Below are 16,425 nucleotides of genomic sequence, written 5' to 3' on the forward strand. Positions count from 1 at the left end.
AGCCGTGACTTCTGATCGAGTGTCGTTTCTTTTCGCCCACGTGGTGAAGGGCCGAGTGTGGAAGCAGTGTCGAGTGTGGATTCCTCATGACAGCAACGGTTCCGGGCTGGATCCGTTGATGTGGCCCCAGCTGAGCGCGACCAGTACGGCCAGCAGCAGGCCGACCACGCCTGCCAGCGCGATGGCCGAGGTCGCCGCCCCGAGCCGATCGGCGGCGAGCCCGCCGAGTCCCGCCCCTATTCCTTGAGCCACCCGCAATCCCGTGCGGTACACCCCACCCGCACCGCCCCGGAGTTCGTTCGGGACCCACGTGATGAACGTGGCGCTCACCGTGATCAGGTACGCCCCCGCGGCACCCGCCGCCGCCAGCAGGAGCAACGCCGGAATCAGCCCCGGCTTGAGCGCGAAGGCGATCAGGGCGACCATCGGTAGTGCCGCCAGCACGCCGAGCAGTTTCCTTCGTTGTTCCGCCGAGACGAATCGGGACAGCAGGAACGCCCCGATCACGAAGCCCAGCGGATCGGCGGCCAGCAGCCAGCCGACGGCCTGTTTCCCCACACCCATCTCCGCGGCGAGCGGCGCGGCCAGCCCTTCGGGGATGACGGCCAGGCCGACCAGCCACGAGAACCAGATCAGCACCCGCAGATGGCGGTTGCCGAAGACCTGCTTCACCGCGCCGAACCAGCTGCCGTTGCCGTCGGACGCCGCCGCCCGCCGGGAAACCGAGAAGCGGACCACGGCCGCGCTCAGCAGGAACGTCGCGGCGTCGAGTGCCAGCGCCCAGCTCGCCCCGACGTGCGACACCAGCAGACCGCCGCCCGCCAGCCCGAGCAGCATCGCGGTGTTGGTCGAGATCCCCCGGATGTCCTGGCTCTTCAGATAGAGGTCGTCGTCGGTGAACACCTCGCGGGTCAGCGCGTTCTGCGCCGCGTTGCCGGGCGCGTTCGCGAGCCGGGCCAGCACCACCAGCCCGCACAACAGGGCGAGCGGGGTGCCGGGGATCGCCATGATCGCGATCAGCACGCCCTGGATCAGGGACGAGACGACGAGGACGGTGCGCCTCGGGTAGCGGTCGGCCAGCTGGGAGAGGCCGAGACCGCCGGCGAGCGCGGGCAGGAAGGTCAGGGAGTAGACCACCGCGGACAGCAACGCGGAGCCGGTCCGGTCGTAGACGAGGATCGCCAGCGCCACGATGGTGAGCTGGTCGCCGATGAGGGACTGCACCTCGGCGAGCCAGAGTGCGCGGAACTCGCGGTTCGCCAGGGCGGCGGTCATCCGCGGCGCCGCGTTCATCTTCACTGCGTGACCACCTCCCCCCGATCGGGTGAACTTGCTTTCCTCGCATTCTTGCCTGCCGTGTTACGTGGTCAGCGAGGGAGTCACAGTTGCCGTCCCGCCGGACAACGTTCAGTATGCCTCCGGCTACAGCGAGACGAACAGAAGACCGGCCGATCCTTCGCCTGTTGGGCCGATCGGGCTACGCCGTCTGACCGGTGGGTGATGTCGGCCTGACTCGTCCGCGGGTATCTCCGCGCCGATCGCCCCGCCCTCGCTCGGCGCAGCCGGGCCGCCGTTCGCCGCCGCCGGAGGTCCGGCTGGGCCGAATGGTCCAACACTGAGTAGAGACCGGTCTGGAGGTGGAGGCCGGCTGGGTCAAAGGGGTGAAGGCGATGAACGGTTTGCTCGACGACAAGGCCGTCGTCGTGACCGGGGCGGGTCGGGGCCTCGGCGAGGCGTTCGCGGTGCACGTGGCGAGGGCGGGCGGGGCCGTCGTGGTGAACGACATCGACGCCGAACTCGCCGAACGGACGACGGAGAACATCCGCCGGTTCGGGGGCAGGGCGGTCGCCAGCGGCCACAGCGTCGCCGATCCGAAGCAGGCGCAGGAGATCGTGGACCTCTGTCTCGCGGAGTTCGGCGCGATCGACGGGCTGGTCAACAACGCGGGCCTGAACTACGAGGCGCTGCCGTGGGAGGACGACGTCGAGCAGGCCCGCGAACTGGTCGAGGTGAACGTCCTCGGCGTCATGTACACCGGGCTCGCCGCGATCAAGGCGATGGTTTCGCGGGGCACGCCCGGCTCGATCGTCAACATCTCGTCCGGGGCGTCGCTCGGGCAGCGCAAGCTCGGCGTGTACGCCGCCAGCAAGGGCGCCGTCGCTTCGCTGACCTACTCCTGGGCGCTCGACCTGGAGGAGAGCGGGATCCGGGTGAACGCGGTCTGCCCGCTCGCGCACACCCGGATGGTGTGGAAATCCGAACGGTCGCTGCGGGCCTGCCCGCCGGACCGGACGCCGTCGCGGATCGCGCCGGTCGTGCTCTTCCTGCTCGGCTCCGGATCCGACGGGATCACCGGGCAGATGATCCGCTGCAACGGGCCGCAGCTGCACGTCATGGGCCAGCCGTATCTGAAGCAGCCCATCCTCGAGCGGCCGGTGTGGGACACCGAGACCGTGCAGCGCGCCTTCGACGAGGTCTTCAGCGCGCACCTGGAGAACTACGGCCTCGAAAAGCGTGTCCCGCCCCGGCTCCGCAAGTGGACGGAGTCGACCCGAACCGCGTGACACGCGTGATCAGACGGACGACACGCGTGATCAGAGACGGAACTCGCGTGATCAGGCGGCGAACTCACGTGATCGGAGACGGAACGCCTTCAATCACGCGAGTCCCGTCCCCGATCACGCGAGTTCGCCCTCCAGTCACGCGTGTCGTCCGGTTTAGCCGATGACGAAGGGCAGCTTCGCGGCCAAATCGCCGAGGGCGGCCTTCTCGGCGTCGGTCGCTTCGCGGCGTCCGGTGCCGACCAGGAGCGCGTCGGTGTCGGAGAACGACTCGGGGAACTTCTCGCCGGTCCGCTCCTCCAGGATCCGCCGCGTCTCGGCGAGGCCGTCGGCGGCGGGGCCGTCGAGGTGCGGGAGATACGCGACCAGGTCGAGGTGGTGCAGCGTCCACTCCAGGACGTACGCGGAAAGGAAGTCGCCCGCGGTCAGGACGATGTCGCGGGTGGCGACCCGCGTCGCCGGGTCGGCGAGGGTGGCGGCCCGGCCGGCGGCGGAACCGACGTCGTCGAGGTGGAACTTGAGCAGCCGGGGCTCCTGATACGCGGCGGCGAGCCGCACGATCAGCGCGTCGAGGTCGTCCTCACCGGTGGGAGGTTCGTCGGAGACCTCCCAGTAGGTGACCGCGTCGCGCGTCGGTTCCGTGTCGGCGGGGGTGGCGAGGGTGATCAGCACGTCCTGGGCGTCGATCACGAGGTGACACGCCAGGTCCCGCACCAGCCAGCCGGCGCAACCGGACGGTTTGTCGAAGTCTTCGTCGGGGGTTTCGGCGACGGCGGCGAGCAGCGCCGCCCAAGATCGGGAAAAGAGATCCACGGCGGCAAGTTAGCAGCGGTCGCCGATCGGTCGCGACTCCTTTCGGCCCGGTGCGCGTGCAATGAACGGTCCTTTCCTTGCAAATTTCGCAAGGAAAGGACCGTTCCTGGCACGCGTGAGAGGTCAGGAGCCGGCGGCAGGAGCGGGTTCAGGGGTGGCGGCCGCGTACAGATCCGCGATGGTCGGCGCGTACCGGTCGTTGATGATCCGCCGCTTCAGTTTCAAAGTCGGCGTCACTTCGCCGGTTTCCGGCGTCCACGCCTTGGGGATCACGTGATACCGCTTGATCTGCTCGATCCTGGCCAGCCGCGCGTTCGCCGCCTCGACGGCCTTCTCGATCTCCGCGCGGACCTCGGCGTTGTCGGCGAGCGATTCGCCATCGGCGAGCTGGATGCCGTTCGCGGTCGCCCAGCCCGGCGCGATCTCGTCGTCGACGACGATCAGCGCCGTGACGTACGGCCGTTTCTCGCCGATCGCGACGGCCTGCCCGATCAGCGGGTGTTCCTTGAGCAGCCCTTCGATCTTCGTCGGGGCGATGTTCTTGCCGCTCGAGGTGATGATCAGTTCCTTCTTGCGGTCGGTGATCGTGACGAAACCGCGTTCGTCGATCGTCCCGATGTCGCCGGTGGCGAGCCAGCCGTCGGCGTCGACGTCCGGTTTGATCGTGCCGTCCGCCTGCAGGTAGCCGAGGAACACGATCGGGCCGCGGACGAGGAGTTCGCCGTCTTCGGCGACCTTCACCTCGATACCTTCCAGCGGACGGCCGACCGAACCGGCCTTGAACGCCGTCGGCGTGTTCGACGTGACCGCGCCGGTGGTCTCGGAAAGTCCCCAGACCTCCTGGATCTCGACGCCGAGCCCGGCGATGAAGTACAGGATCTCCACCGGTAGCGCGGCGGCGCCGCTGGAGGCGACCTCGATCTGGTCGAGGCCCAGCATCGCCCGCACCGGCGCGAGCGCGGCCGCGTCGGTCTGCGCGATCTTCTCCGCGAGTTCCGGCGGCACCTCCTTGCCGTCGCTGCGCAGTTTGTAGCCCTGCTGCAGCAGTTCGTTCGCGCCGATCAGGCCGTTCCGCTTCTCCTCCGGCAGCGAGCCGAGCAGGTTCTTCAGGCCCGCCACCATCTTTTCCCACACGCGCGGGACACCGAAGAAGCTCTTCGGGTGCACCTGGCCCAGCGCGCCGACGACGCCCGTCGGATCGCCGACGGTGTGCACGTGCCCGGCCCACACGATCGGCATGTAGATCGACAGTTCCCGTTCGGCGATATGCGCGAGCGGCAGGTACGCGATGTTCGTGGCGTGCATCGGGGAGTCGTGCAGCTTCTGGACGGCGACGGCCTGGTAGATCGCGTTGCGGTGCGACAGCACGACACCCTTGGGGTCGCCGGTGGTACCCGAGGTGTAGATCATCGACAGCGGGTCGTCCGGCGTGATCGCGGACCACGCCGTCTCGAACGCCTCCGGGTCGGCCGCGTGCGCTTCGGCGCCCGCCGCGCGAAGGTCGGCGAAGGACAGGAAACGCTTGTCGTCCTGGGGAATCACGGACGCGTCGAGCAGCACGACGTGCCGAAGCGCGGGCAGGTCGTCGAGGACCTGGGACCAGCGTTCGAGTTCGTCGGCACCGGCGAGGACGACGATGCCGGCGGCGCTGTGCCGGGCGACGAACCCGATCTGCTCCGGGCTCAGCGTCGCGTACGCGGTGCAGGGGATCGCGCCGAGATGGGCGGCGGCGAGGTCGGCGATCAGGTGCTCCGGGCTGCTCGGCGCCATGATCAGCATCCGGTCGCGGACGCCGAGCCCGAGACCGGCGAGCCCGCGGGACACCTCCGCGATGGCGGTGCGGAATTCGGCCCAGGTGAGGGTCGGCTTGCCCTCGACGTCGAGTGACGTCACCGCCGGCAGGTCACCGAACTCCTGGGCGTTGCGGTGAAGCAGGGCGGGGATGGTCTGGCCTTCGATCTGCTCGGCGACGGTCGGCTGGGTGGTCAACGCTGGCCTCCTCGATGCTGCCTGATCAGGCACACTGTAAGGGCTGTCGGCAGTGCTGGATAGAGAATCGCGGCCACGGTTGCGCTACGCGAAATGTCCACCTTTTCCGTTTTCACCGCGTCAGCCCCGAACAAGGAGGAGCCTCGACGATGACCGGTTCGGCACGCGAGTTGATCGACGCGGTCCAGGCGGAACTCGCCCCCCGCGACGGCGAGAACAGGCTGGTCCCGGCGGTCGAAGCGGGCGAGGCGCCGCGGGCGGTCTTCGCCGCGATCGCCGAGGAGGAGTACCGGATCGTCCGCAGCGACTGGCGCAGTTTCCTGCACCTCGCCTCGCGTGCGGGGGAGCGGAACGCGCGGGAGTTCTTCGCGGCCTTGGCTTCGGGCGAGGGGCTGGCGCTCGGCAAGCTGGCTGCGCTCGCGGAGGAATCGCCCGCTTTCGAGCCACGCGCGGGGTGCCAGGCGTATCCGGCGTTCGTCGCCTGGCTGGCGCTCAACGGCGAACCGGCGGACGTCATCGTGGCGATCGTCGCGAACTTCGCCGCCTTCGGCCGGTACTGCGCCGCGATCGCCGCCGCGATGCGCGAACGGTACGGCTTCGACGACGAGGCCTGCGCCTTCTTCGACTTCTTCGGCGCGCCGTCGCCCGAGCTCGAAGACCTGGCCGTCCGTGCCGTGCAGGCCGCGCTCGACGCCGGTGAACTGTCCGAAAAGGACGCTCGGACGCATGCGCGGCTCTTCCAGTCGTACGAACTGGACTTCTGGAACACACTCGCCGACGATGGTGGCCGTGACTGACCTCGTAGCCGAGGCCGCGGCGCTGGACGCGGCCGATCCCTTGGCGCACAAGCGAAATGACTTCGACCTCGACGCGGGCGTGGCCTATTTCGACGGCAACTCGCTGGGCGCCCCGCCGAAGCACGTGGCCGGTCGGCTCGCCGCGGTCGTCCGCGAGCAATGGGGCGGTCGGCTCATCCGGTCCTGGTCGGAGGGCTGGTGGGAGGCTCCGGTGCGGGTCGGCGGGCGGATCGCGCCGCTGGTGGGCGCGGCGCCGGGTCAGGTCGTCGTGGCGGACTCGACGAGTGTGAACCTGTTCAAGGCGCTGGTCGCCGCCACCCGGCTCCAGCCAGGCCGCGACGAGATCCTCGTCGACACCGACACCTTCCCGACCGACGGCTACATCGCCGACGAGGCCGCCCGGCTGACCGGGCGCACGGTGCGCCGGGTGGTCGCGGAGGACATGCCCGACCAGGTGAGCGAGCGGACGGCCGTCGCGCTGATCAACCACGTCGACTACGTCACCGGACGCGCGCACGACATGGCCGGGCTGACCGCGGCACTGCACCGCGCCGGGGCGCTGGCGCTCTGGGACCTCTGCCACAGCGTCGGCGCGCTGCCCGTCGAGCTGGACGCCACAGGCGTGGACCTCGCCGTCGGCTGCACCTACAAATTCCTGAACGGCGGCCCCGGTGCGCCCGCTTTCCTTTACGTGGCGGCGAAATGGCTGGACCGGTTCGACCAGCCGCTGGCGGGCTGGGCCGGCGACCGGGACCCGTTCGCGATGCGGGGCGCGTACGAGGCGCACGCCGGTATCGAGCGTGGCCGCGCGGGCACGCCCGACATGCTTTCGCTGCTCGCGCTCGACGCCGCCCTCGACGTCTGGGACGGCGTGGACCGCGGCGTGCTGCGGGAGAAGGGCCTCGCGCTCGGTGACTTCTTCTTCCGGTGCGCGGACGAGCTCCTCGAGGGCGCGAAGATCCCGACCCCGCGCGGCCGGGACCGCGGGCACCAGATCTCGGTGATCGACGACGACGCGGCCGAGACGATGGCGGCCTTGATCGACCGCGGGGTGATCGGGGACTTCCGCCCGCCCAATGTGCTGAGGTTCGGGCTCGCGCCGCTCTACACCACGTACGGCGAGGTGCTCCGCGCCGTCACGACGCTGCGGGAGCTCCGCGGCTGAGCGCGGAGTGACACCCGGTGTGGTGAAAATGGTGAACCGCATTCGGAAATGGGTGGCAAATAGGTGATCGCCTCGCCCCGGTGGGGGAGAACGGGCGATCTTTCGCGAATCCGCTGTTAATCTCGACATTCGCTCTCGCCGCGAGTGTGACGTAGATCCTTCCCCTGTGGCGTAAGGAAAACCCGCGCCGCCCGTCTCACTCGTGAGGCGCGGGCCACGGCGCCTGGAGAAGGAGGGGATCATGTCGTTCGCCTATGTCGTCGTCGCCGTGTTCGGTGTCGCCTCCGGTTTTCTGCTCAACGAATTCGGCTCCCGGTACCCGGTGGAGACGGTTCTCGTCGCGATCCTGATCTGCGGGGTGGCGACCCTGTGCTGGGCGGGCGTCCGGATGCTGCGGGAGGCGTCCGGACGGGTCGAGGCGCTCATCGACGACGAGCTCGGCCGCACCGAGGAAGATCATTTCGCCGAATCCCCGGTGATAAGCGTCGGCAATTCTGGATTCCGTGGCGCGAAGGGTGTTACGACGGCGTTCCTCCGTGGTGATGTCGTTCGCAAACCGAACGGTATGTGGAGCCCTGGTCCGAAAGCGTGAGCGACGTCACGGCGAGTAGTTTTCGTCGACTTTTTCGCCGGGACACGGACGCCGTGAGGTGTGACTTGATCGTGTCCGAAGAGTGCCGATCAAGCCCCTGCCTGCGCTAAACCGCCAGGTGATCTACTGGTGGGTCACTTAGCCGGGTGCCCCGTCCCACGTGGTGGACTTTCCTGGTCCGTCCGCCTCTTGTCAGCAGGTCACGGCCATATGCGACTACCCTTCGCGTCCGGACTTGACTCACCCGTTTGGGTCTCCTAGCGTCTTCGCGGGCGGAGCGGACCACGCTGTGTTGATCCGGCTATCGGATCCCGCGGGTATGAGATCCCCGGCGACCCGACACCAATAACTGCCGGAAGGAAAACGGACCACGGTGAAGCAGATTTCCCTTGGACGAGGCCGCGGCTCTTCGATTCGTTCGCGCGTTCTGACGATCGCGCTCATTCCGAGCATCGCGCTGATGCTGGTCGGTCTGGCGATCGGCGGGTACCTGATCTTCGACGCGGTCAATGGCCGTGACTACGCGCAGCGAATCCGTGACTCGGAAGCCCCTTCTCTCCCCTTCTTCGTCCAAGTACAGGAAGAGCGGCGCCTGGCGCTGCGCGAGCTCGCCGGCGACCGGTCGCAGCACGCCACGCTCACCGAGCAGCGCGCCAAGACCGACGCCGCCGCCCAGGGTGTCGCCGCACATCTGCAGAAGTTCATCGGGGACTCGCCCGACAGCGTGCAGCGCAACATCGCCACGCTGAACGGGCTCCTCCAGAAGATGCCGCAGATCCGGCAGTCGGCCGACTCCGGCCAGCTTCCGCTGCTGGACGCCTTCACCTTCTACAACCAGATCCTCGACCAGTTCGTCGACGGTCTGACCGGGCTGGCCCAGGACGCGCCGAACGCCGAGAACGCGTATCAGCGGATCACGGCGGTCCCGCTGTTCACCGCGATCGACCAGATGCAGCGCGCGAACGCCCTCGCCGCCGCGGCCGTCGCGGGCGGCGGCTTCACCGACGAGACCTACCGCGCGTACGTCACGGAGGTCGGTTCCTACCGCTCTCAGCTGGAATCGTCGGTCTCGCGGATGCTCCCGGACGTCAAGGCGAAGTTCGACCAGCTCGTCGCGAGCGATCCGTGGAAGGCCGTCAACACGGTCGAGAACACCTTCCTGCAGAACAGCAAGGCCACGCTCCCCATCCCCGAGCAGACGTGGCTGCAGGCCGCGCGCGGCGTCAGCGACGCGATGATGCGCGGCTTCGTCGAGCAGAGTGGTACGGCCACGACGCAGGCGGTCGACGACGCCGACCGGACGCTGATCACGTCGGCCATCGCCGCGGCCATCGCGCTGCTGGTGGCGATCGGCGTGTTCGTCATCGCCCTGCGGCTGTCGAACCGGCTCATCGGACGGCTGGCCCGGCTGCGCGAGGACACCCTCGACGTCGCCGAGATCCGGCTGCCGGAACTGGTGGACCGGGTGCGCGCGGGCGAACCCGTCGACCTCGACGACAAGGGTCACTTCCTCGACCACGGCGACGACGAGATCGGCCAGGTCGCCGAGGCCTTCAACAAGGCGCAGCAGACCGCCATCGCGGCCGCCGTCGAAGAGGCGAGGACCCGTGAAGGCACCAAGACGGTGTTCCTCAACATCGCGCACCGCAGCCAGGTCATCGTGCACCGCCAGCTCAAGGTGCTCGACCAGGCCGAGCGCAAGCAGGAGGACCCGGAGCAGCTGGACACGCTCTTCCAGCTGGACCACCTCTCCACCCGCGCCCGCCGCAACGCCGAGAACCTGATCATCCTCGGTGGCGGCCAGCCCGGCCGTCAGTGGCGCAAGCCGGTGACGCTCGCCGAGCTGACCCGCGGCGCCTCGGCCGAGACCGAGGACTTCGCCAGGGTGAAGACGGCGAAGATGCCCGCGATGGCGGTGCAGGGCCCGGTCGTCGGCGACCTCGTGCACCTGCTCGCGGAGCTGATCGACAACGCGACCTCGTTCTCGCCGCCGCAGTCGCGCGTCGAGCTGCGGGGCAACGTGGTCGGCAAGGGTGTCGTGATCGAGGTCGAGGACCAGGGCCTGGGTATCGAGCCCGAGCAGGCCGCCGAGCTGAACGCGATGTTGGCCGATCCGCCGGACTTCGGCATCATGGCGTTGTCAGCCGAGCCACGGCTGGGCCTGTTCGTGGTCGCGCGCCTCGCCGCACGGCACGGGATCTCCGTGCACCTGCGCGAATCCGCGTACGGCGGCACCAGGGCCATCGTGCTCGTCCGCACCGACCTGCTCGCGCCGGTCCCGTCTGATGAGCCGGAGGACGAGGTGGACCCCGAGAGCACCGAGGTGCCGGAGGCCGCGCCGCTGCTTCCGGGCCGTCGTGCCCGCCACCGCACCGAGTTCCCCGCGGAGCGGCCAGAGCTGCCCGTGCCGATGCCGGTCGCGCCGCAGCCCCAGCCCCAGGCTCAGCCGGGGCCGGAGCAGTCCGGAGGCGTTTTGCCGCCGCTGCCCCCGCGCCCGCCGCGCGTGCCCCGGCCGGAGACGCCGCGGCCCGAGCCGATCCGCCCGGAACCCGCGCGTGCCGAGGCTTGTCCGCAGCCGGTGCAGCCGCCGGCGTGGCCGCCCGCGGACACCCGGCCCCAGGACGGCCGTCCGCCGCAGACCCGGCGGCCCGGCCCCGAGGCGCCCGGCAGGCCACCGCTGCCGCAGCGCCGTCGTCAGGCGAACCTGGTCCCCCAGCTGATGGAGGACCGGCCCGCCGCCCAGCGCGAGGACGTCCGCGAGGACACCCCCGAGCTGGCCAGGAACCGGCTCGCCGCGTTCCAGCAGGGCACGCGCCGCGCCCGGGACACCGAACCCACCGACGACTACACCGACCTCGACATGTACGGAGATCGTGACTAGATGGCCAACGCGGGAGTCAGTGAACTCGACTGGTTGCTGGATGACCTGGTCAAGCGTGTCAGCGGGGCCGACAGGGCGGTAGTCCTGTCCTCCGACGGCCTGCTCATCGGACGGTCCGGGAACCTGTCGGAGCAGGACGGCGAGCACCTGTCCGCGGTCGCGTCGGCGTTCCAGAGCCTCGCGCGGGGCACGGGACGGCACTTCGGCGGCGGCAACGTCCGTCAGACCATGGTCGAGATGGACCACGCCTTCCTGTTCGTCACCGCGGCCGGCCGTGGCGCGTGCCTCGCGCTGCTGGCCAAGGAGGACGCGGACATGGGCCTCGTGGCCTACGAGATGAACCTGATGGTCAAGCGGGTCGGCGCGGTGCTCACCTCGGCGCCCCGCGCCGCGACTCCCACTTCGCCATGAGCGGGCGGCACGAGTCGTGGTTCGAGGAGGAGGCCGGCCCGCTGGTCCGGTCGTACGCCGTCACGGGCGGGCGCACCCGCTCGGACACGCTCGGCCTCGACCTGATCACCCTGGTGGTCGCCATGCGCTCCTCGCACGAGGTCGCGGGCTTCGAGCCGGAGTACGGGCGGATCCTCAACCTGTGCCAGAGACCGACGTCCGTCGCGGAGGTCGCCGCGCGTATCGATCTGCCGTTGCCGGTGGTGAAGGTGCTGCTGAGCGACCTCATCGAACAGAACCTCGTGCTGTTCCGCACCGCGACCCCGGTCACCGACACCCCCAACAAACACGTACTCCAGGCGGTTCTTGATGGCATCCGGAAACTCTGAGCCCCGGCGATCCTTGACCGCGAACGCGGTCAAGGTCCTCATCGCCGGCGGGTTCGGGGTCGGTAAGACCACGATGGTCGGTTCGGTCAGCGAGGTTCCCCCGCTGCGCACCGAGGAGGTCATCACCGCGGCGTCCGAGGGCGTCGACGACCTCACCGGTGTCGAGAAGAAGACGACCACCACGGTGGCGCTGGACTTCGGCCGCATCACCATCAACCCCGAGCTGATCCTGTACCTGTTCGGCACGCCCGGTCAGGACCGGTTCTGGTTCATGTGGGACGAGCTGGCCGAAGGCGCGCTCGGCGCCGTCGTGCTCGCCGACACCCGGCGGCTCGACAGCTGCTTCGCGGCCGTCGACTTCTTCGAGCGCCGCGGGCTGCCGTTCGTCGTCGCCGTCAACTGCTTCGACAACGCGTACCGCTACGGCACCGAGGAGGTCCGGCAGGCGCTCGACGTCGGCATGGACGTCCCGCTGCTGCTGTGCGACGCGCGGGAACGCGAGTCGACGAAGCAGGTGCTGACCGTGCTGATGGAGCACGTGCTGGCGCTTTCGGACTTGGCCGCCGGGTTGCCGCAGGGCCGCTGACGCTCTTCTGTCGTTGGTGCAATGAAGGACGCTTTCATCGCAAAATTTGCAATGAAAGCGTCCTTCATGTCATCCGAGGCGGGTCTTCAGGACTTGCGGCGGCGGCGCCACGTGTCGAGCGCGTAGGTGCCCGGCCCCACCACCGCGAACAGCAGGAAGATCCAGGAGTACAGCGCGGCCGTTTCGCCCTTGTTCTGCAACGGAAGCAGCGCGTCGGGCTGGTGGACGACGAAGTACGCGTACGCCATCGTGCCCGAGAGCAGGATCGCGACCGGGCGGGTGAACAGACCCGCCAGGACGAGCAGCGAACCGACCGTTTCGATCACCCCGGCGTACCAGCCCGGCCAGGTGCCGACCGGTACGGCGGCCTTGTCGAACAGGCCCATCTTCTGCAGACCGTGGCAGAGGAAGAGGAACGAGACCACGACGCGGACCACGGAGAGGGCCAGTCCCTGCCACTTCGGAGCGATCGGGCCAACCTCGGTGGTCGTGGCGGCGGCTGTCTGGGTCATGACGCATCCTTCCGGCTCAAGGTGGTCTAAACCATTGATGCGATTGAGGATGCCGGATACCCCCGTCGGTAGGGAACTTTCTTTCGGGGGGTAATTCCATGTTATGCCCTCATTTATTGACAGCGAATCGACAGGTACGCGATAAAAAGGCCCCTTTCCTGGAATCAATCCAGGAAAGGGGCCTCGCGATTCCCGTTCAGCGGCGGCGCAGGGTGTCGAGGGCGTAGGTGCCCGGGCCGATCGCGGCGATCAGGAGGAAGATCCAGCAGTAGAGGGTCGACAGCTCGCCCATGTTCTGCAGCGGCAGCAGCCCTTCCGGCGCGTGCACGGTGAAGTAGGCGTAGGCCATGACGCCGGAGAGGAGCACCGCGACCGGCCGGGTGAACAGACCCACCAGCACCAGCGCGGCGCCGACGACCTCGATCACGCTGCCGTACCAGCCGGGCCAGGAACCGAGCTCGACCGAGCCGCCCGCGCCGTCGACGCCACCGAAGAAGCCGAATCCCTGCAAACCGTGGCAGAGGAAGAGGAACGAGACGACGATCCGGACGGCCGACTGGATCGCGCCCTGAGCCTTGGCGGCACGCGAGGTGGTGGCGGTGGAGGTCTTGGCGGGGGTGATGGTCTGCGTCATGGTTCCGGTCCTTCCGGGAGTGTCTGTCGGGCGGCTTCTGACAACGCGTCGGACGGGATCGACGCGAATCGACATCCATGACGAAAATTTTTTCGCGGGCCGGTCACATCACCCGGTCGGAGCAAGGCCAGACTGGACGGCATGGCGGGTAAGACGAGTGCCGGGATCCTGCTCTTCCGCAGGTCGGGCGAGGTGACCGAGGTACTTCTCGGGCATATGGGCGGGCCGTTCTGGGCGAAGAAGGACGCGGGCGGCTGGTCGGTGCCCAAGGGCGAGTACGAGCCGGACGAGACGCCGGAGGCCGCCGCGCGGCGCGAGTTCCAGGAGGAGCTGGGGCTGCCGGCGCCGGAGGGGGAGTACCTCCCGCTCGGCGAGGTGAAGCAGTCCGGCGGCAAGGTCGTGACGGTCTGGGCGGTGGAGGGCGACCTCGACCTGGCTCAGGTCGTGCCGGGTGTCTTCGAGATGGAGTGGCCGCCGCGGTCGGGCCGGACGCAGGAGTTCCCGGAGGTCGACAGGGTCGCCTGGTTCGGGCTGGCCGACGCCGAGGAGAAGCTGCTCAAGGGGCAGCGCCCGTTCCTCGTCCGGCTGGGCGAGCTGCTCGACGGTTGAGCAGTCCGGCGCCGGTGACGCTTGGGCTGGGTGGGTCGTGAGTGGCGTTTCGGGTTAGAACCCGAAACGCCACTCACGACCACCTGTACCGACGACGGGCGGGGGCCTTCGTCCCTCAACGGCTGAGTAGCTCGCCCAGCGGTTTGTCGGCCAGCGAGCCCAGTACGAGGTCGGCGTGGTCGAAGTTCAGCACCGCGGTGATCGCGTTCGGCACGGCGACGCATTCGAGCCCGGCGGCCTTCGCCGCGGTGACGCCGTGCGGTGAGTCCTCGAACGCGATCGCCTCGGAAGCGGGCAGGTCCAGCGCGGCGAGGGCGGCCAGGTAGAGGTCCGGGCTCGGCTTCGCCTGGTGGAGGTCGCCGGTGAGCACGGCCTCGAACGCGTCCGCGAGGCCGAGCCGGTTCAGGTGGGTGGTGACCCAGTCGCCGGTCGAGCTGGACGCGATGGCCAGCCGCAGGCCCTGGTCCTTCGCGTCCGCGAGGTACTCCTCGACGCCGGGACGCGGCCCCACGGTTTCCAGCAGTTCGGTGACCCTGGCGCGGACGCCGGTGCGGACCGCGACCCGGTCGAGGTTCTCGTCGTTCTTCTCCAGCAGTTCGAACATCGCGACGGCGGTGTTCTGCGTGCCGATCACGGTGTGCCAGACGTCGAGGGGGAGTTCGTCGCCGCGGGCGCGGAAGGTCTCCTGCCAGGCCACGAGGACGGCCGCCTCGGTGTCGACCAGCGTCCCGTCGAAGTCGAAGATCAATGCGCCGGTCATGGGACGAGTCTACGTCTTGACTCACTGAGTGGTACGGATTACCGTACGCATTCGTTAGGAAACTTACCAAACGAACAAGTGTACTCGAAGTGAACGCCGCGCACCCGTCCCTCTCAACCCGCCGCCAAGGATTCCCGGGGAGATCGATGTGAAGGCCCGAACCCGACTACTGCCACTAGGCGCGGCCGCCATCCTGTTGCCGACGCTGCTCAGCGGTAACGCGCAAGCCGCTGATGTCCTTTTGTCCCAAGGAAAACCTGTCCTCGTCTCCTCGGTGGAGTCGTCGTCCTACGGCGGCCCGCTCGCGGTCGACGGCAAGACGAGCACCCGCTGGGCGAGCGCCGAAGGCGTGGATCCGCAGTTCATCCGCATCGACCTCGGCGGCCCCTCGGCCATCAACCGGGTCAAGCTGAACTGGGAGGCCGCGTACGCCAGCGCATATCGCCTGGAAGTCTCCAACGACGGCTCGGCGTGGACCACGATCAAGTCCGTCACCGGCGGCAACGGCGGGACCGACGATCTCACCGGGCTGTCCGGCCGCGGCCGGTATCTGCGCCTCGTCGGTACCAAACGCGCCACCAGTTACGGCTACTCCCTTTGGGAGATGCAGGTTTACGGAACGTCGGACTCGTCCGGCGACACGCAGGCGCCCACCGCGCCGACGAACCTCAAGGCCGGTTCGGTCACCGCGTCCACTGTGGACTTGACGTGGACCGGTTCGACGGACAACGTCGGCGTCAGCGGCTACGAGGTGCTGCGGAACGGTCAGGTCGTCGGCACCAGTGAAAGCGCTTCCTACACCGACAGCGGGCTGAGCGCGTCGACCGCGTACACCTACACGGTCCGTGCGAAGGACGCCGCCGGCAACACCTCGGCGGCCAGCAACCAGGTGCAGGCGACCACACAGGCGGGCGGCTCGTCGTTCGTGCTCGCTGCTTCCGGTGACATCGCCGAACAGTGCACCGCGTCCTCGTCCTCGTGCATCCACCCGAAGACCGCCGCGCTGGTCGGCCAGATGAACCCGGCCGCGGTGATCACCATGGGCGACAACCAGTACGACGACGCCCACATCGAGGATTTCACGAGCTACTTCGACAAGACCTGGGGCAAGTACAAGAGCATCATGCACCCGGTCCCCGGCAACCACGAGACCTACGACCACACCCCGCTGGGCGCCTACAAGCAGTACTTCGGCAAGATCGCGACGCCGAACGGGAAGACCTACTACAGCTGGGAAATGGGCAACTGGCACTTCGTCGCCATCGACAGCACGGAGTTCTCGCCCGGTCTGGCCGCGAACGCGATCAGCGACGAGCAGCTGAACTGGATCAAGCAGGACCTGAAGAGCAACACCAAGCCCTGCGTCGCCGCGTACTACCACCACCCGCGCTACACCTCGGGTGACCACGGCGACAACGACAAGATGGCGACGCTCTGGGAGACCATGGTCCAGAACAAGGTCGACCTGGTCCTCAACGGGCACGACCACCACTACGAGCGCTTCTACCCGCAGAACGCCGACGGCGACAAGGACGCGGCCGGTCCGGTGCAGATCATCGGCGGTGGCGGCGGGGCGACCCTCTACCCGGTCAAGACCGAACACCCGGCCACCGCGAAGGCGATCTCGACCTACGGCGTGCTCAAGCTGAACATGTCGGACAACGCCTTCTCGACCCAGCTGATCGGTCTCGACGGCAAGACGATCGACTCCTCTCCCACCTACACCTGCCACTGATTCCCGTGAGGA

General features: G+C 68.6%; 16 protein-coding genes. 10 read left to right on the forward strand and 6 right to left on the reverse strand.

Annotation, left to right across the window (positions count from 1 at the left end; all coding sequences use genetic code 11):
- Window positions 1–84 precede the first annotated feature (84 nt).
- Window positions 85–1,299, reverse strand: coding sequence for an MFS transporter (locus ED92_RS22025; protein WP_125734486.1), 1,215 nt, complete (start codon window positions 1,297–1,299; stop codon window positions 85–87).
- A gap of 371 nt (window positions 1,300–1,670) precedes the next feature.
- Between ED92_RS22025 and ED92_RS22030 the strand changes: the two genes are divergently transcribed.
- A complete protein-coding gene (locus ED92_RS22030; RefSeq protein ID WP_037342529.1) occupies window positions 1,671–2,564 on the forward strand; it encodes an SDR family NAD(P)-dependent oxidoreductase in 894 nt (297 codons plus the stop codon).
- A gap of 153 nt (window positions 2,565–2,717) precedes the next feature.
- Here ED92_RS22030 and ED92_RS22035 read toward each other — a convergent pair whose 3' ends face one another.
- Window positions 2,718–3,374: a maleylpyruvate isomerase N-terminal domain-containing protein gene (locus ED92_RS22035; RefSeq protein ID WP_037341565.1), complete on the reverse strand. Its 657-nt coding sequence runs from the start codon at window positions 3,372–3,374 to the stop codon at window positions 2,718–2,720.
- Between the two features lie 123 nt (window positions 3,375–3,497).
- On the reverse strand, window positions 3,498–5,363 hold the full coding sequence (locus ED92_RS22040) for a long-chain fatty acid--CoA ligase (RefSeq protein ID WP_037341566.1): 1,866 nt from the start codon (window positions 5,361–5,363) through the stop codon (window positions 3,498–3,500).
- 149 nt (window positions 5,364–5,512) lie between these two features.
- On the opposite strand from ED92_RS22040, the gene ED92_RS22045 reads away from it, so the two are divergent.
- The 7 genes from ED92_RS22045 (at window position 5,513) to ED92_RS22075 (ending at window position 12,163) form a co-directional block, all read left to right on the forward strand.
- On the forward strand, window positions 5,513–6,160 hold the full coding sequence (locus tag ED92_RS22045; RefSeq protein ID WP_037341568.1) for a hypothetical protein: 648 nt from the start codon (window positions 5,513–5,515) through the stop codon (window positions 6,158–6,160).
- Window positions 6,144–7,325, forward strand: coding sequence for a kynureninase (locus ED92_RS22050; RefSeq protein WP_037341570.1), 1,182 nt, complete (start codon window positions 6,144–6,146; stop codon window positions 7,323–7,325). The genes ED92_RS22045 and ED92_RS22050 overlap by 17 nt, the downstream gene beginning before the upstream one ends.
- 241 nt (window positions 7,326–7,566) lie before the next feature.
- Complete coding sequence (locus tag ED92_RS22055; RefSeq protein WP_037341573.1) at window positions 7,567–7,917, forward strand: hypothetical protein; 351 nt, start codon at window positions 7,567–7,569, stop codon at window positions 7,915–7,917.
- A gap of 373 nt (window positions 7,918–8,290) precedes the next feature.
- Window positions 8,291–10,798, forward strand: coding sequence for a nitrate- and nitrite sensing domain-containing protein (locus ED92_RS22060; RefSeq protein ID WP_037341575.1), 2,508 nt, complete (start codon window positions 8,291–8,293; stop codon window positions 10,796–10,798).
- Window positions 10,799–11,209, forward strand: coding sequence for a roadblock/LC7 domain-containing protein (locus tag ED92_RS22065; RefSeq protein WP_037341577.1), 411 nt, complete (start codon window positions 10,799–10,801; stop codon window positions 11,207–11,209).
- On the forward strand, window positions 11,206–11,577 hold the full coding sequence (locus ED92_RS22070; RefSeq protein WP_016336739.1) for a DUF742 domain-containing protein: 372 nt from the start codon (window positions 11,206–11,208) through the stop codon (window positions 11,575–11,577). Before ED92_RS22065 ends, ED92_RS22070 begins: the two co-directional genes overlap by 4 nt.
- Window positions 11,558–12,163 carry an ATP/GTP-binding protein gene (locus tag ED92_RS22075; protein WP_026466899.1) on the forward strand — a complete coding sequence of 202 codons (606 nt, stop codon included), beginning with the start codon at window positions 11,558–11,560 and terminating at the stop codon, window positions 12,161–12,163. The genes ED92_RS22070 and ED92_RS22075 overlap by 20 nt, the downstream gene beginning before the upstream one ends.
- Before the next feature lie 86 nt (window positions 12,164–12,249).
- On the opposite strand, the gene ED92_RS22080 is transcribed toward ED92_RS22075, so the two are convergent.
- Window positions 12,250–12,675: a DoxX family protein gene (locus tag ED92_RS22080; RefSeq protein ID WP_037341579.1), complete on the reverse strand. Its 426-nt coding sequence runs from the start codon at window positions 12,673–12,675 to the stop codon at window positions 12,250–12,252.
- A 196-nt stretch (window positions 12,676–12,871) separates the two neighbouring features.
- On the reverse strand, window positions 12,872–13,309 hold the full coding sequence (locus tag ED92_RS22085) for a DoxX family protein (protein WP_037341582.1): 438 nt from the start codon (window positions 13,307–13,309) through the stop codon (window positions 12,872–12,874).
- A 141-nt stretch (window positions 13,310–13,450) separates the two neighbouring features.
- On the opposite strand from ED92_RS22085, the gene ED92_RS22090 reads away from it, so the two are divergent.
- Window positions 13,451–13,918 (forward strand): NUDIX domain-containing protein, encoded by a 468-nt coding sequence (locus ED92_RS22090; protein ID WP_037341583.1) that lies wholly within the window; start codon window positions 13,451–13,453, stop codon window positions 13,916–13,918.
- A gap of 115 nt (window positions 13,919–14,033) precedes the next feature.
- Here the strand turns inward: ED92_RS22090 and ED92_RS22095 are convergent, their stop codons facing one another.
- Complete coding sequence (locus tag ED92_RS22095) at window positions 14,034–14,678, reverse strand: HAD-IA family hydrolase (protein ID WP_037341584.1); 645 nt, start codon at window positions 14,676–14,678, stop codon at window positions 14,034–14,036.
- 148 nt (window positions 14,679–14,826) lie between these two features.
- On the opposite strand from ED92_RS22095, the gene ED92_RS22100 reads away from it, so the two are divergent.
- Entirely contained in the window at window positions 14,827–16,413 is a 1,587-nt protein-coding gene (locus ED92_RS22100; RefSeq protein WP_162836895.1) for a discoidin domain-containing protein, read from the forward strand.
- Window positions 16,414–16,425: the final 12 nt, after the last annotated feature.

This window comes from Amycolatopsis sp. MJM2582 (genome assembly GCF_000754115.1).
In the GTDB taxonomy this organism is placed as follows: domain Bacteria; phylum Actinomycetota; class Actinomycetes; order Mycobacteriales; family Pseudonocardiaceae; genus Amycolatopsis; species Amycolatopsis japonica.

Coding starts and splice junctions, on each gene's coding strand:
- ED92_RS22030 (WP_037342529.1), top strand. CDS start 1,671: ATGAACGGTTTGCTCGACGACAAGGCCGTCGTCGTGACCGGGGCGGGT.
- ED92_RS22045 (WP_037341568.1), top strand. CDS start 5,513: ATGACCGGTTCGGCACGCGAGTTGATCGACGCGGTCCAGGCGGAACTC.
- ED92_RS22050 (WP_037341570.1), top strand. CDS start 6,144: ATGGTGGCCGTGACTGACCTCGTAGCCGAGGCCGCGGCGCTGGACGCG.
- ED92_RS22055 (WP_037341573.1), top strand. CDS start 7,567: ATGTCGTTCGCCTATGTCGTCGTCGCCGTGTTCGGTGTCGCCTCCGGT.
- ED92_RS22065 (WP_037341577.1), top strand. CDS start 10,799: ATGGCCAACGCGGGAGTCAGTGAACTCGACTGGTTGCTGGATGACCTG.
- ED92_RS22070 (WP_016336739.1), top strand. CDS start 11,206: ATGAGCGGGCGGCACGAGTCGTGGTTCGAGGAGGAGGCCGGCCCGCTG.
- ED92_RS22075 (WP_026466899.1), top strand. CDS start 11,558: ATGGCATCCGGAAACTCTGAGCCCCGGCGATCCTTGACCGCGAACGCG.
- ED92_RS22080 (WP_037341579.1), bottom strand. CDS start 12,675: ATGACCCAGACAGCCGCCGCCACGACCACCGAGGTTGGCCCGATCGCT.
- ED92_RS22085 (WP_037341582.1), bottom strand. CDS start 13,309: ATGACGCAGACCATCACCCCCGCCAAGACCTCCACCGCCACCACCTCG.
- ED92_RS22090 (WP_037341583.1), top strand. CDS start 13,451: ATGGCGGGTAAGACGAGTGCCGGGATCCTGCTCTTCCGCAGGTCGGGC.
- ED92_RS22095 (WP_037341584.1), bottom strand. CDS start 14,678: ATGACCGGCGCATTGATCTTCGACTTCGACGGGACGCTGGTCGACACC.